Below are 13,179 nucleotides of genomic sequence, written 5' to 3' on the forward strand. Positions count from 1 at the left end.
TCGGTCAGGCCCCCACCCTGCGCATACCGCACACCATTGGCATACCGCAGGGATCACTACCTGTCACCACCGACAACAGAACGAAAACCTCAGTAGGTGGTGTCGTAGGGCTGCCATGGGATGGGTTGTCGGCATGTTGGGCAGGTTCCGGTCCAGGTGGCGATGAGGTGTTGGAGGAGGTCCAGGGCCTGGTTGAAGGTCAGGCCCTGGCCAGGGCTTTTGGGAGGGCGCGCTGTTCGGTGAGGAACAGGTGGGCGGCGCTGACGAGGGTGACGTGGCGGTGCCAGCCGATGTAGGAACGGCCCTCGAAGTGGTCCAGGCCCAGGCGGGTCTTCAGCTCGCGGTAGTCGTGTTCGATCCGCCAGCCGTGGCTCTATCGAGCAGTAGCGACGTCGCTTGTCGATGGGTTTGGGAGGCGCCCGGATCCACGGATGGGTGATATCGACGAGTTTGGGAGGCACCAGAGTTCTTGCCAGGGCAGCATCGGGATGCTCCTGGTGAAAGGTACTGGTCATGCCGCGGATGTCGAAGGTCGAGCTGTACGCGGCGATCCGGCGTGACCACCGTGGCGGCATGTCGATGCGGGAGCTTGAGCGCAAGCACGGCGTGACATGGCGGACGGTGCGGAAGGCGCTGGACTCGTCCTGGCCGGAGCCACGCAAGAAGCTGCCGCCGCGGGCGACCGGACTGGACCGCTACAAGCCGGTGATCGACGAGATCCTGCAGGCGGACCTGGACGCGCCGCGCAAACAGCGCCACACGATCACGCGAATCTTCCGCCGGCTGGTCGAGGAACACGGCGCCGACGTCTCCTACGGGATGGTCCGCTACTACGTCGCGGCCCGGAAGCCCGAGATCCTGGCCGAGTCGGGCAAGGCCCCGCTGGAGGCGTTCGTCCCCCAGACCCACCAGCCCGGTCACGAGGCGGAGGTCGACTTCGGCGACGTCACGATCCGCCTCGCCGGCGAGCTGGTGACCTGCTACCTGTTCTCCTTCCGCCTGTCGTATTCCGGCAAGGCCGTTCACCGTGTCTTCGCCTCCTGCGGCCAGGAGGCGTTCTTCGAAGGCCACGTCCACGCGCTGCGGACGCTGGGTGGGGTCCCACGGAGCAAGGTTCGCTACGACAACCTCAAGGCCGCCGTCGCCCGCGTGCTCGGGCTGAGCCGGGCGAGGGTGGAAGCGGACCGGTGGATCGCGTTCAAATCGCACTACAGCATCGAGAGCTTCTACTGCCGCCCGGGCATCGAGGGCGCCCATGAGAAGGGCGGCGTCGAGGGTCAGATCGGCTACTTCCGCCGCAACCACTTCGTCCCGGTCCCCGAGGTCTCCTCGCTCGCCGAGCTGAACGAGATGGTCGAGCAATGGGACCGGCAGGACGACGCCCGCAGAATCGGCTCCAGGTCCAGGACCATCGCCGAGGACTTCGCGCTCGAACGACCACTGCTGATGCCATTGCCGGAGGAGCCGTTCGAGACCGGCCGGCTGTTCACTCCCCGGGTCGACCGCTACGGCCAGATCCCGGTCCGCACGAACCGCTACTCGGTCCCCATCCGGCTGATCGGCAAGCGCGTGCGGGTCATCCTTCACGCCTCTCACCTGGTGGTTTACGACCAGAACGTGGAAGTGGCCCGGCACGAGAGGCTGATCGCCAAGGGAGCCGTCCGCCTGGACCTGGACCACTACCTGGAGGTCCTGGTCCGCAAACCGGGCGCCTTCCCCGGCTCGACCGCTCTCGAACAGGCCCGCTCGGCCGGCAAGTTCACCCCGGTGCACGACGCCTGGTGGACCCAAGCGATGAAGATCCGCGGTGAGCGGGACGGCACCCGCGCGCTCATCGAGGTGCTGCTGCTCGGACGCCACATGCAGCACGAGCACGTCGTCGCGGGCCTGGCCGCAGCGCTGCGGGCCGGGGCCATGACCGCGGATGCGGTCGCGCTGGAGGCACGCAAGGCCGCCCAGGCCGAGACCGAGCCCGCACCGGACGCCCGGAAGCTCGGCCAGCCCTCGGCAACGGTGACGTCCCTGCACGAGTGGCGCCTCGCGCATCTTCCCCCGGACACCAGGCCGCTGCCCTCGGTGTCTCACTACGACCAGTTGCTCCGACGCCGCCGCACCAGCGGCAGCGATCACCGTGAGGGAGAAGCGCAGTGACCATGCCCCGACAGCGAGGCTTGACCGAGCAGGCCGCCGACGCCGCGATCGACTCCGCCTGCCGCCTGCTGCGGCTGCCGTCGATCCGCAACGAGTTCTCCGACATCGCCGACCGGGCGATCAAGGACCAGATGACCTACCGCGGCTTCCTCGCCGAACTGCTGATGGCCGAATGCGACGACCGGGCCCGCCGCAGGTCGGAGAGGCGGATCAAGGCAGCCGGCTTCCCCCGGGAGAAGTCCCTGCGGTCCTTCGACTTCGACGCCAACCCGAACATCGACCCGGCCACCATCCACACCCTCGCCAGCTGCGAGTGGATCAAGAAGAGCCAGCCGCTCTGCCTGATCGGCGACTCCGGCACTGGCAAGTCCCACATGCTCATCGCGCTGGGCACCGAGGCCGCGATGAAGGGCTACCGCGTCCGCTACACGCTCGCGACGAAGCTGGTGAACGAGCTGGTCGAGGCCGCGGACGAGAAGCAGCTGAACAAGACCATCGCCCGCTACGGTCGCGTCGATCTCCTCTGCATCGACGAACTCGGCTACATGGAACTCGACCGCCACGGCGCCGAGCTTCTCTTCCAGGTCCTGACCGAACGCGAGGAGAAGAACAGCGTCGCAATCGCCTCGAATGAGTCGTTCGGCGGCTGGACGAAGACGTTCACGGATCCGCGGCTGTGTGCGGCCATCGTCGACCGGCTGACGTTCAACGGCACCATCATCGAGACCGGCACCGACTCCTACCGCCTCGCGAGCGCACGAGCACGTGCTGAGGAGCCCGTCAAGGCTGGCTGTCCCCTGCCGCTACCTGCCTCGACGGCCAGCCGCCCCGGCGGGCGGCTGGCCGTCCCGTGTCGGCGCGCGAGTCAACGTGCACCCCCGAGTACAGCTGATGTGCACAGCGTCGTGCGGATTGACGATGAGACGGGCGGAGACAGGTGCAACGCTTCAGCCGACCGCGATCCGATCACAGGGCTCGGCGAGACCCATGAGAACGGCCCGGCTGGGCACCGTGATGTTCCGTCCCCAGCGCCCTGGCCTGGAGTGTGTGCCGCATCCGCTTCTGCCTGCCGACGCGAATAGGGACACCTGTCGCCAGGCGGTACTGCACGGATCCGTCCGCAAGGTCAAACGTCGGGGTGTGTCAGAGCCGTATCGTGGTGAACAAGGTGGTCCCGTGTACCGCGTCCACTTCCTTCCGATCGGTCTCGGTGAACCCGACCTTGGCCAGCACTCTGCGAGAAGCGGTGTTCCAGTCCCAGACGGTGGCCCACAGACGTTCGCACCCAGACGATCGCGCCCATTCCAGAACCGCCAACGAGGCCTCGGTCGCGTATCCCTGACGCCAAATTCGGCGTAGCAGCTCGAATGCCAGTTCCGGTTCCCCTACCGCTCCTCGCCCGCTGTCGACCAGCCCGCAATAGCCGATGACGTCACGAGACGCCTTCCGTTCGACCGCCAGCAACCCGGTCGACCACACCTTGTTGGTGCGGATCGAGTCCTCGAGCTCCGCGACCGTGGGGTGTCCGTCCGCGTCGATTCGGCGGTGCGGCGGCACCCGTGGATCACGTTCAGTCCACAGTTCACGCTGGACGACAGCCTCGTCTACCCGCCAAGGTCTGAGCAGCAGCCGACTCGTCTCGAGTAGAACCTCGCTGCCCGGCGCGCCAACAGTCATGACAGCAACCATCTCACGGGCGAACGAGCTGTCGTGCCACGGGGCATGGCGCCGATCGCAGACGCTCGATATGCGGGACAACCGAGATCCATCCCTGAGCGTCGCCTTGCACCTGTGCACGTTCGGTTGTACCCGGTGGGACACGCTGACCTGTTGCGCCGACATCCCGCTTCGCGGACACGGCAGTGCCGTCATTTCTCCTCGACATCTCCGAGCTCGTTGATCACTAACTTCCTCCGGAAGCCGTCGACAAACGCTGTCCCCAGACATCAACGAAGCCACCCACCGGGCGGTGCAACCCGTCTCCACCTACGTGTGACGTGATCCCAGGGTCACGTCACACGTACGTGAAGCAGGCCGCCTCCCGAAGGAGACGGCCTGCCTGTGCCCGCAGCCCCGTCAAGTACGAAGCCTGTCGGTCAGCAAACGTTCATGGTCGGTGAATACACTCGGTACACAGCTCCAGGGACGCCGATATACGCCTGGGCCTGGACGTAGCAGCCGATCCGCCAGTTGGTAGACTTCCCCCAGATTTTGCCTTCGCCGTAGTATCCGGGCGCCGGATACGAATGGTCGTTGTAGTGGCCGTCTCCGCTGTTAAGCCACATGTCAGTTGAATCATTCAGGATGGTTCCCCCGCCAGTGATCTGAATGAAGGGCTGTGACCATCCCGGACTGCCACCAAAGTGAAGACACACCGCGACCCTCGCCCCAGTGGTGAGCGGCACAGAATCGCCGCAGATATAGGTGTCGGCGGCGTGGGCCGGAAGAGCAGTAGCAGTCATGGTGACAACCGAGGCGAAGGTGAGCGCAACAGCTCCCGCCAGACGCTCCATTGCACGCTTCATTGCGAGTTTTCCTCTCAGGTGGCGACTTCCCCGACGATGAAGCCAGGATGAGCGCGAGTCCTTGATCAGCAAATGCCATGGGAGCTCTTGGCTTGAAGACGCGGCTGTATGCCCGGAACCGGGTAGGCAGCCACTGGAGGTATTAGGCATAACAGACGGTATGTACGACCCCACAATGTCAGTGCTCGGGGTCGTGGACGTCCCCTACCCGCGCGCGGGGGTCAGCCGGGTGTTGCGGGAGTAGGCCGAGTTGCACACCGCTCCGCCCCGTGCCAGCGGTGTCATCCAGTGCGCGAACGGGCAGCGCGACGAATGGCCGCCTCCTCCCGCACGCGCGGGGGTCATCCGGCAATCGAACCTCATGCAGACATGGAGAGTCCCTCCGTCCTGGTCAGGCAGCACCGCGGGCGGGGGTCGACTGTGGCTGGCGGGCGGTGTGCAGCGGAACGGCGACAGCGAGCGCGGCGTGGTGGCGAGCGGGTGCGAGCGGCCTCTCTCAGGTTCTCCGCGGCTTCCACCGCAGTTGAGGCTGCAGGCCTCTCTGATGCGATGTCGGTGAGGAGGCGGATCAGTTCGGCGCGCTGTTCAGCGGTGTCCGGAGGACGCCGGCGTACTCGGTGGGATCGGTGGTCGCGGGGGACGCCGGACCATCGGCGACGCGGGTTCGGCTGCTGGATACGCCGGTCAGCGCGCCCTGGCGCTTGAGCTCGGCGATGACGCCGAACGGTGGCGGAGGTGGTGCCGTACACGCGGGCCAGCTCCCGAACCGGCGGCACGGCGTCTCCGGGGCGCAGCCGGCCCTCCCGGATGTCGGCGAGCAGCGCGTCGGTGAGCCGCTTGGAGCGGCCGCGGAGCGGGCCTTCGGCAGGGGAGCGGGGCCTGGCGGCCCCTTGGCGGGTGGCCTGAGGGGTGTCGCCTGCGGCGCCACCGCGGGCGAGGGGTGCGCCGCTGAATGCGGGGGAGGGTGGTGGTAGACCTCGCACGCGACGAAGCGCTTGAGGCATCTGAAGATGCCCTTCGTCTTGTGTCCTTCGAAGGTGCGACGTAGTCGCGGGTGCGCGGGTCGTGGCGCATGCGGACCAGCACGATTGTGTGCAGCACGCGGTTGGCCTGGCGGTCTCCGCCGCGGTTGAGTCGGTGGCGGTCGGTGCACCCGGAATGCTGGCTCAGAATCTACTCAAGCCCCCGCATCACCATAGCTGTTCACGCTCTCATTGGCGGCATGACTCCCCGCAGCCCTGCGCCTACACGAACGTATCTCCGCGGTCGCGAGACTCTCCGCGGACTTATCCGCTTGTTGATCGAAGACTGGTGGTATTCGGCTCTGCCGAGAGTTAGACGCGCACGTAGGCATCTTCCGTCGCTGGTTGTGACGGGGGGCGTTCTCTTTGCTGCCGCAGCCACGTGGCACTGGGGCGGCACCTTGTGGCGGATGATGGTGCCCATGGCCCGACCGGGCTGGGACAGCTCGCCCGCCGACTTGCGGGCTCAGGCTGAAGGCCAGTTCCGGCTCTTCGTAGTACAGGCCACCGCTGCGATCGGTGGAGTGATCGCACTGGCCTACACCTCACGCAACTACCGTCTCTCCAGGCGTGGCCAGATGACAGACCGGCTGGTCAAGGCTCTGGAACGGCTGGGATCAAGCGAGGAGTATGTGCGCCTGGGCGGCGTGCTGGCATTGGAGCAGGTCGCTCAGGACGCGCCGGACCAGGCTCACCACATCGTCCAGATCCTCCACGCGTTCGTTCGCCGCCATGCTCCGCGAGCGGCCGCTCCGGCAACTGGCGGCGCCTCGGAGCCAGAGGAAACCTCCGCTGAGGCGGGTGCCCCGCTTCCTGTGGAGCCGCCAGCATCGGACGTTCAGGCCGCACTGACCTTGATGACCCAGCCTTCTCTTGCTCGCCGACCGCGTCAAATTTCGGTGGACATGGAGAACGAGGTGCCTGGTGCGGCTGACCTGCGAGGACTCGACCTTCGGGGAGTCAACCTTGAAGGCGCATGGCTCAAGGGCGCCAACCTCGACGGGGCAGACCTCACCGCCGCTCGGTTGACCTCTGCCAATCTGTCCCTGGCATCGATCGACTACGCCCAACTCCACGGCGCCTCGTTCGACAAGGCCAATCTCACACGAGCCGGTCTGTCGTTTTCCGACCTCACGCTCGCCAGCTTCGACGGTGCCGACTGCACCGACGCCTTCTTCTTGAGGGCCAACCTCTTCGGTACCAGCGGTCCGTGCCATCCTTGCGGGGGCGGCCTTCGAGGAGGCCAACCTGGAGAAGGCTCACCTCGACGGCACCGACTTGACGAGGTGCCTGAGGCTGACAGTCGAGCAGCTCGTTGCAGCGAACATGACGCGATCCACACGATTCCCTTCGGACATCGCTGAAGATCCTCGGATTCGCGCGGCTGTCGAAGGGTTCCACGCCGAGAGAGAGTCCCGCTGGGGGCGCACCTCGAAGCCGGAAGGATCGACCTGATAGCGCTGCGGCTCGAATCGAGGACGGCCGGGCGCGGCAACCGGCAGACTCTGATCAGACGGAGGAGGACAGGGTGGGGCGAACCAAGGCCAACAAGCCGCGCTTCCGGATCACGCAGCCGAGGCCCGGCCAGGGTGCGGATGTCTACAGGCTGCTGTCCACAATGACGGATGACGAGCAGCCTTCCGGCTGGCAGGGCCTGACCGACATGATCAACAGTGGCGCGGTCGACGCCTTCACGGCCGCCACCGGCTTGCGCTACCTGGTCGCGGAGAAGAACGGCACGGTGATCGGCGCCGCAGACATGGAGCCTCAGGTCTCCTGGGCTCTGTCCATGGCTGCCTCGCAACCTGGCACCTTCACCATGGCCATGGTGAAGGCTCTGGCGGACCTGGTCCCCGTCCTGGACAAGTGCGCGGTGGACCCTCGGCACCGCCGGCAGGGTGTGGGCACCGCCCTGGTCAAGGCCATGCGGGATCAGGCACGCGAAAACCACGTCGCCCTGCTGTACTCCCTGGTGGCGAATACCGCTTGGGGGCTGGCCACCGGCGGACGGTTGGTGACCTCCGAGCGGCTGGCGATGATCGTTGACACGCCGTCGGGGCAGGGACGCTTCGAAATGATCATCCCGGTCGATCGGCAGGTCTTCGTCCACCCAGTGGCACCGGGAATCACCATCACCCAGTCCCCTCAGGAGTTCCTCGTCCAGGGCGTAGCCATCCGCCGGTGGCCAGAGGTCACACCGGCATTCCAGCACTTCGTCGAGGCCGCCGCGATGATGCCGCCGGGCTGAGGCGCTCTCCTCCCCCGCGCGCCACCGTGCTGCATGCCCACGTCGCCAGCCTGGACATCGCCCACTACATGGCCGGCCAGCCGCTGCCCCAACTGTCCACGACACTGTGGCTCGACGACGAGGAGACCGTCCGCAACCGCCAGCGCTCCCTCGTCGCCGCACGCCAGCAGTACCTCGGCACCCGGCGCTGAAGCCGAGAAGGCCGGCCCGCACCGGGCCGGCCTCCGTACCGATCGCGAACCGCCTGCTACGTGGCGGTATACGGGTTGACGATCGTGTGGTGCCGTTGGGCAGTCTCAAGAACCTGCTGCGGAAACCGGGGCCCGGCGATGAAGGCTATCCAATGTGACATAGGTCACAAAACTATCGCGGGAATCCTTGCCGGTTCGGTGCGCTGCCAGGCCCGGGAGTAGAGCTTCGTTACTACTCGCAAGGAGCACGTTCGGATGACCGCCCACCCTGCCGTACCCCCTCCGTCCGCCTTGGTGTTCGGGCCAGCTCAGCAGGAGCGCTCCGAGAAACCGGCCACTCCTCTCTTCCCCCGCGGCCACGGCCCCGCGCAGCCAGCGTTGTCCGACCGCTTCTTGGGTGTCCTGCAGAGGATCATCCTGAACAGTCCAACTCGGGTAATCCCGGCACCTCCAACGCCGCAGCATCAACCGTTGTGGCGCGACCTCGAACGGTCTGGGCAGCAGACACGCTGCGACCCCTACCTCACCGCCGGTCGGTGCAAAAAGCTAAGGCGACGTTGCGCGATAGCCGGGCCCCTCTGGCCCACCAAGACATATTCGGTCCAGATACCGCCGCTACGAGACCTGATGAAGCTCGCGCTGCACGCGGCCGTGGACGCTCGGGCCGCAGCAGTCGAGGGCAGGCACCAGGCGGTCGACGAGTTCTCGCGGACCTGGCTGCGGATTCGGAAAGCCGAAGAGTGGCGCGAGGCGGTCTCTACAGCACTCATGGGGAACTGGCTGCACTCCGTCGGCATCCGTCGTCCTGAGTGCCCTCCGTGGGGCTGGCCCCTCGAGCTCCTTAGTCCCGAATCCATGATCAGTTGCGTTGAAGACTGGGGCGTCGTTCCCATGTTCATGGACGGGGCCGGGGACACGATCGTCGTGACGGTGTTGGACAAGGAGAGCCGCATGGTCCACCAGGAGCTCCAGCCGCTGTGGCAACGCAAAGTGAACGGCGGTCGGCTCCATCTCCTGGACAGGCCGGTGAGCGACGGGCTGGCGCTACGTGACCTGATCACTGACCGATGCGGACCGGAAGAAATCCTGCTGGGGCAGGAGCCCGACGACCCCCGCGTGACCGCGGTGCTCGAGAGGCTGACCCCGGCCGAGCGTGCGGTCGTCAAGGCGTGGGCGTATATGGGTGCGACCACATGGGAGGAAGCCGCACAGATAGCAGGCGCGGATGACCCGGCTGCTTTCGGCGAGCGGGTGCGGCGCAAGCTGCGGCGTTTGGGTAATACCTGCAACACCAGGGCGCTGCAGGAGCACTCTGTTCAGGGTGAGGCCGGTCTGTGGGTGCCCCGGCGGCCGAGGAGGCAGCTGTGACACTCTCCGGCAGCCCGATGGAGCTGCTCCACTCCGTTCCTGTACCGGTCGTGGCCGTTGTGGTTCTGGTGCAGGCCATCGGCTGGGGATCCTTCCTCCTGTGCCGCGGCCGGGCACTGCTGCTTCCCCAGGACTCCGCTGACCGCCGCGAGGTGGCCATTCGCAGACTCGAACTTGACCATGAGCGATGGAAGACGCGCCACCACCCACGTACCGACATGCTGCGCTCACTCACAGTCGACGTGGCTACAGACGCGATCGACGGTTCCGATGATGCCGACGACGAGGAGGGAGTCCAGGGGAACCTGTAGCGCAGGTAGGCCTGCGGGACTGGTGGGCTCGCATGTTGAGGTATGGCGTATTCCGCGGCCTGGGGGTATGCCGGGCCCAGGCCAGCCAGGGGTTGTGCTGTCGCGCGTCATGCTGCTCGGGCAGCCATCGGATGAAGTCGCGCCGGATCTGGAACAGCGCGGGCTGACACCACGTGGTGCGGGGAAGTGGAGCCGGTGGCGGGGCCGGCCACGGCGACCGCCGGTGGCCCTTGCAGGCTTGGCGATGCCCCCGTCGAACCTCAACTCGTCCATGCCGTGCCCGTCCTCGCTGTTCCGACTGTGCAGCGATTCTGGCGCGAGCCGGCGGTCGGCGTGAGGGGATTTCGGGCGGCCGGTCTGTCTACGGGCCCCGGCCGCCCGAGGGCTTCACCGTGCGCCGCCCGGGCCGTGGGGGTGTACGTGCCGGGCAGTATGGAGCAGGCGCAGCCGCACGCCCTGGTCGGGGCGCTCGGCCGGTTCAACGAGCGGCGGCCGGTCGGGGCAACGGGACGTCAGCCGACTGCTGTGGGACGGGTTCGCAGGTCGGCGTGAACCGTCTTGCCGTAGGGCTCGGGAGTGGCGCCCCAGTGGCCGCCGGTGAGGTGGTGGACCAAGGCCATGCCGCGGCCGGACTCGGCGGCAGGACCTGCGTCGATCAGGCACGGCAGGAGGCGGGAGCCGTCGCGGACGCTGATCCGCACGCACCGGTCGGTGATGCGCTCGACGGTGACGGTCATCGTCAGGCGGCAGCCGGTCTTCGCGGCGTTGCCGACCAGCTCGCTGACGATGAGTTCGCCGCCTTCGACCAGGTCGTCCAGCTCCCATCCCCGGAGGGTGGTGCGCAGCAGGCGGCGGGCCGAGCCGGCGGACTGCGGTTCGTAGGGCAGCAGCGCTCTTGCGCGGTCGGCGGCTTCGGGGTGCGGCGGCGTCTGGACGGCGGCGGTCATTGGGCACCTCGTTCCTGCCGCTTCCGGCGCTGCCGTGATTCGGCCGCTGCCGGTGGGCGGGTTATGGGGTGCGCGGCCACGGGGGTTCTCCGCTCTCTCGTCGGCGGCGGCTGCGCGGACCCGACGGGGGGCGGGCCCGCGCAGCGGCCCCAGCTCGCCCGGGCGGGTCCGGGTGTCCGGGCCGTCACGGCGGGCGACGGATCGACGGTAGGGAGTGCGCGGCCGGGCTCTCAACGAGGTTGCGCCATCTTGCGCGAAGTCACCCGAACGAGGAGATCGCCGTGGTGATCAGCTGACGTGCCGCGGGTCCGTGGACGGCCATGGACGCCAGGTCGGTGAAGGTGCGGACGTAGTCGGCGATCTCGCGGGGCTGGGTGATCCGCAGGTAGCCGGAGGTCAGCTCGACGGCCACCTCGGCCTCGTCGAACATGTAGAAGTCCTCGACCGGCAGGTGCGGCCGGGCGGGCCCGGTCGGGATGACGCCGACGCTGACGAACGGGCTGGAGGAGACGGCGAGCAGGTGGCCGAGCTGGGCCGCCATCGTCTCCGGGTCGCACACCGCGGCGCGCAGCACCCACTCCTCGATGAGCAGGCCGAAGCGGTGCCGGCCGGAGAACAGCATCCGCTGGCGTTCCAGGCGGGCCTCGACCGCGTCGTCGACGTCGTCGACCTCGACGCGGGCGCGCTGGATCGAGCGCAGCACGGCGGTGGTGTATTCGGGGCTCTGGACCATGCCGGGCATGACGCGGCTGGCGTAGACGCGGAAGTGGTGGGTGCGGCGGTAGAGGGCGGCGACGGACTCCTGGGCGACGCGCAGCCCGGTGCGCTCCATGCGGCGCCACTCGGTGTACATGGAGTCGACGGCGCGGGCGGCGGCGATGAGGTCGGGGACCTGGTCGCCGGCGGCGCAGGCGGTGCACCAGGCGCGCAGGTCGTTCTCGGAGGGGGCGGACTTGCCGCTCTGGATCCGGGAGGTCTTCGCCGGGTGCCACCCGCAGCGGGCGGACAGCTCGTCGCCGGTCAGGCCGGCGTCCTTGCGCAGGGCGACCAGGCGGGCGGCGAGCGCCTTGCGGGCCTCGATGACGCTGGACGACGGGGACGACGACATGGTGCTGGCTGCCCGGCGGGTGGTCGGAGTGGGGTGGTCAGACGGTGTACTGCGCGTGCGGGACGGCTCGGTCCCACACCGCTTCGAAGGCGGTGGTCACCATCTTCACGACGGTGGGGTCCTCGGTGGTCTCGTGGCCGGCCCACTCCCCGTCGCCGGTGAACCAGTGGAAGAGGACCAGGCGCTCGTCGACCAGCCACAGGTCGTTGCCCGGCAGCGCGAGGTCGGAGGCCTTCGAGCGGGGCAGCCAGCGGACCTGCTCGCCGAGCGCGGCGTTGTGCCGCTCGGTGATCGCGTGCTCCCACCGGATGTAGTCGGTGACCGGCTCCGAGACGATCCGGGCGCGGCGCATCACCACCCCGCGGCCGACGGTCTCGCGCACCAGGGCCGCCCAGGCGGTGTACTCCCCTGGCAGGTCGTAGGCCTCGGGACGGCCCACCGGCAGGCCGGCGCGCCAGTCGGCGAAGACGGGGTCGTCCATGTAGGAGTCGCGCATCTCCAGGTGGCAGGCGGAGCGCTCAGCGCTCCTCAGCAGGGCGCCAAAGTCCGGCACGCTCGGCTTCATCGCACACCTTTCGCAGGAACGGGATCATCCGGACCGGGATCCGCACGACGCCCTCGTGGTCCGGGACGCCGGTGGCATGGCCCTCCACCCACTCGGTCTCGCTGATCACACGGTACATCTCCATGTCGGGCAGCCAGCCCTGGATGACGATCTCCGCCTTCTCGTCCTCCAACCACACGGTCGGAGACCCGCCGTTCGGAGTGTCCGGATCGATGCCCCTGAACCGTAGTGCCATGACCGCTCCTTGTGCCAAGCCGGTTGCGGACCCTTGCGCCTCCACCGTTTCGCTCCGCTGACAGGACGTCAAGTGTGCGCGGGCGCAGCCGGGCGCACGCGCTGCCCGACGGCCCGAGACGGTCGGCTGTCCCCGGGGCCTCGGTTGAGTCAGGTCGCGCGGATCTTGCCGGTGACCGAACCGAACCTGTGCCGAACCGGAAAAACGCAACCGGACACGGGGTTCTGGGGCCTGAACCGACCCCCGTACCGAACCCCGGCCTGGCGGGGCCGACACTGAGGGCTGGTGGTCACCAGGCCACCAGGCCGTCGGCCGGACCGCCAGCCCGCTCAGCGCGCCGTACGGGCGGCTCATCCCGGCGGGAATGTGTGTGCGCCCGGCCCCTGGAGGGGCCGGGCGGTGTGTGCGGGGACGATCGGGTCAGGACGTGGCGACCGCGCCGCCGGGGATCTCGGCCCAGGTGCTCCACCGGCCGACGTTGTAGTCGGCGTCGATGGTGTAGACGTGG

At 68.0% G+C, this 13,179-nt stretch carries 13 protein-coding genes and 4 pseudogenes; 8 read left to right on the top strand and 9 right to left on the bottom strand.

Annotation, left to right across the window (positions count from 1 at the left end):
- Window positions 1–199 precede the first annotated feature (199 nt).
- A pseudogene (locus ABT048_RS40875) lies at window positions 200–364 on the bottom strand (IS701 family transposase); the annotation flags it as partial.
- A gap of 158 nt (window positions 365–522) precedes the next feature.
- Between ABT048_RS40875 and istA the strand changes: the two are divergent.
- Both istA and istB read left to right on the top strand, forming a co-directional pair.
- Entirely contained in the window at window positions 523–2,151 is a 1,629-nt protein-coding gene (istA, locus tag ABT048_RS40880; protein WP_350526738.1) for an IS21 family transposase, read from the top strand.
- Window positions 2,148–2,927 (top strand): annotated as a pseudogene (istB, locus tag ABT048_RS40885) (IS21-like element helper ATPase IstB); the annotation flags it as partial. The gene istA and the pseudogene istB, both read left to right, overlap by 4 nt.
- 367 nt (window positions 2,928–3,294) lie before the next feature.
- Here istB and ABT048_RS40890 read toward each other — a convergent pair.
- The 4 genes and pseudogenes from ABT048_RS40890 to ABT048_RS40905 all read right to left on the bottom strand — a co-directional run.
- Window positions 3,295–3,828, bottom strand: a complete 534-nt coding sequence (locus tag ABT048_RS40890) for a GNAT family N-acetyltransferase (RefSeq protein ID WP_350526728.1) — start codon at window positions 3,826–3,828, stop codon at window positions 3,295–3,297.
- 419 nt (window positions 3,829–4,247) lie between these two features.
- Complete coding sequence (locus ABT048_RS40895) at window positions 4,248–4,676, bottom strand: hypothetical protein (RefSeq protein ID WP_350526729.1); 429 nt, start codon at window positions 4,674–4,676, stop codon at window positions 4,248–4,250.
- A 359-nt stretch (window positions 4,677–5,035) separates the two neighbouring features.
- The gene (locus tag ABT048_RS40900) at window positions 5,036–5,680 is read right to left on the bottom strand and encodes a GntR family transcriptional regulator (RefSeq protein WP_350526730.1); all 645 of its coding nucleotides are present in this window, start codon (window positions 5,678–5,680) and stop codon (window positions 5,036–5,038) included.
- Window positions 5,644–5,834: pseudogene (locus tag ABT048_RS40905) on the bottom strand (transposase); the annotation flags it as partial. The pseudogene ABT048_RS40905 and the gene ABT048_RS40900, both read right to left, overlap by 37 nt.
- Window positions 5,835–6,603: 769 nt before the next feature.
- Here ABT048_RS40905 and ABT048_RS40910 point away from each other — a divergent pair.
- From ABT048_RS40910 to ABT048_RS40935, 6 genes and pseudogenes are all read left to right on the top strand, one after another.
- A pseudogene (locus ABT048_RS40910) lies at window positions 6,604–6,795 on the top strand (pentapeptide repeat-containing protein); the annotation flags it as partial.
- Window positions 6,796–6,946: 151 nt separating this feature from the next.
- On the top strand, window positions 6,947–7,153 hold the full coding sequence (locus ABT048_RS40915) for a hypothetical protein (RefSeq protein ID WP_350526739.1): 207 nt from the start codon (window positions 6,947–6,949) through the stop codon (window positions 7,151–7,153).
- Between the two features lie 73 nt (window positions 7,154–7,226).
- On the top strand, window positions 7,227–7,946 hold the full coding sequence (locus ABT048_RS40920) for a GNAT family N-acetyltransferase (protein WP_350526731.1): 720 nt from the start codon (window positions 7,227–7,229) through the stop codon (window positions 7,944–7,946).
- A gap of 26 nt (window positions 7,947–7,972) precedes the next feature.
- Window positions 7,973–8,137 (top strand): hypothetical protein, encoded by a 165-nt coding sequence (locus ABT048_RS40925; RefSeq protein ID WP_350526732.1) that lies wholly within the window; start codon window positions 7,973–7,975, stop codon window positions 8,135–8,137.
- Window positions 8,138–8,764: 627 nt separating this feature from the next.
- Window positions 8,765–9,505 carry a hypothetical protein gene (locus ABT048_RS40930; protein ID WP_350526733.1) on the top strand — a complete coding sequence of 247 codons (741 nt, stop codon included), beginning with the start codon at window positions 8,765–8,767 and terminating at the stop codon, window positions 9,503–9,505.
- Window positions 9,502–9,816, top strand: a complete 315-nt coding sequence (locus ABT048_RS40935; protein WP_350526734.1) for a hypothetical protein — start codon at window positions 9,502–9,504, stop codon at window positions 9,814–9,816. The genes ABT048_RS40930 and ABT048_RS40935 overlap by 4 nt, the downstream gene beginning before the upstream one ends.
- 512 nt (window positions 9,817–10,328) lie before the next feature.
- Here ABT048_RS40935 and ABT048_RS40940 read toward each other — a convergent pair.
- The 4 genes from ABT048_RS40940 to ABT048_RS40955 form a co-directional block, all read right to left on the bottom strand.
- A complete protein-coding gene (locus ABT048_RS40940; protein ID WP_350526735.1) occupies window positions 10,329–10,763 on the bottom strand; it encodes an ATP-binding protein in 435 nt (144 codons plus the stop codon).
- 259 nt (window positions 10,764–11,022) lie between these two features.
- The gene (locus ABT048_RS40945) at window positions 11,023–11,871 is read right to left on the bottom strand and encodes a helix-turn-helix domain-containing protein (protein WP_350526736.1); all 849 of its coding nucleotides are present in this window, start codon (window positions 11,869–11,871) and stop codon (window positions 11,023–11,025) included.
- 37 nt (window positions 11,872–11,908) lie between these two features.
- The gene (locus ABT048_RS40950; RefSeq protein ID WP_350526737.1) at window positions 11,909–12,436 is read right to left on the bottom strand and encodes a DUF6879 family protein; all 528 of its coding nucleotides are present in this window, start codon (window positions 12,434–12,436) and stop codon (window positions 11,909–11,911) included.
- A complete protein-coding gene (locus ABT048_RS40955; RefSeq protein ID WP_030246346.1) occupies window positions 12,390–12,671 on the bottom strand; it encodes a hypothetical protein in 282 nt (93 codons plus the stop codon). The genes ABT048_RS40950 and ABT048_RS40955 overlap by 47 nt, the downstream gene beginning before the upstream one ends.
- Window positions 12,672–13,179 lie beyond the last annotated feature (508 nt).

It is taken from the genome of Kitasatospora sp. NPDC096140, assembly GCF_040303045.1.
Lineage (GTDB): Bacteria > Actinomycetota > Actinomycetes > Streptomycetales > Streptomycetaceae > Kitasatospora.

Excerpts from the sequence above, each read along its gene's own strand:
- istA (WP_350526738.1), top strand. The coding sequence starts at position 523 with ATGTCGAAGGTCGAGCTGTACGCGGCGATCCGGCGTGACCACCGTGGC.
- ABT048_RS40890 (WP_350526728.1), bottom strand. The coding sequence starts at position 3,828 with ATGACTGTTGGCGCGCCGGGCAGCGAGGTTCTACTCGAGACGAGTCGG.
- ABT048_RS40895 (WP_350526729.1), bottom strand. The coding sequence starts at position 4,676 with ATGAAGCGTGCAATGGAGCGTCTGGCGGGAGCTGTTGCGCTCACCTTC.
- ABT048_RS40900 (WP_350526730.1), bottom strand. The coding sequence starts at position 5,680 with ATGCCTCAAGCGCTTCGTCGCGTGCGAGGTCTACCACCACCCTCCCCC.
- ABT048_RS40930 (WP_350526733.1), top strand. The coding sequence starts at position 8,765 with ATGAAGCTCGCGCTGCACGCGGCCGTGGACGCTCGGGCCGCAGCAGTC.
- ABT048_RS40940 (WP_350526735.1), bottom strand. The coding sequence starts at position 10,763 with ATGACCGCCGCCGTCCAGACGCCGCCGCACCCCGAAGCCGCCGACCGC.
- ABT048_RS40945 (WP_350526736.1), bottom strand. The coding sequence starts at position 11,871 with ATGTCGTCGTCCCCGTCGTCCAGCGTCATCGAGGCCCGCAAGGCGCTC.
- ABT048_RS40950 (WP_350526737.1), bottom strand. The coding sequence starts at position 12,436 with ATGAAGCCGAGCGTGCCGGACTTTGGCGCCCTGCTGAGGAGCGCTGAG.
- ABT048_RS40955 (WP_030246346.1), bottom strand. The coding sequence starts at position 12,671 with ATGGCACTACGGTTCAGGGGCATCGATCCGGACACTCCGAACGGCGGG.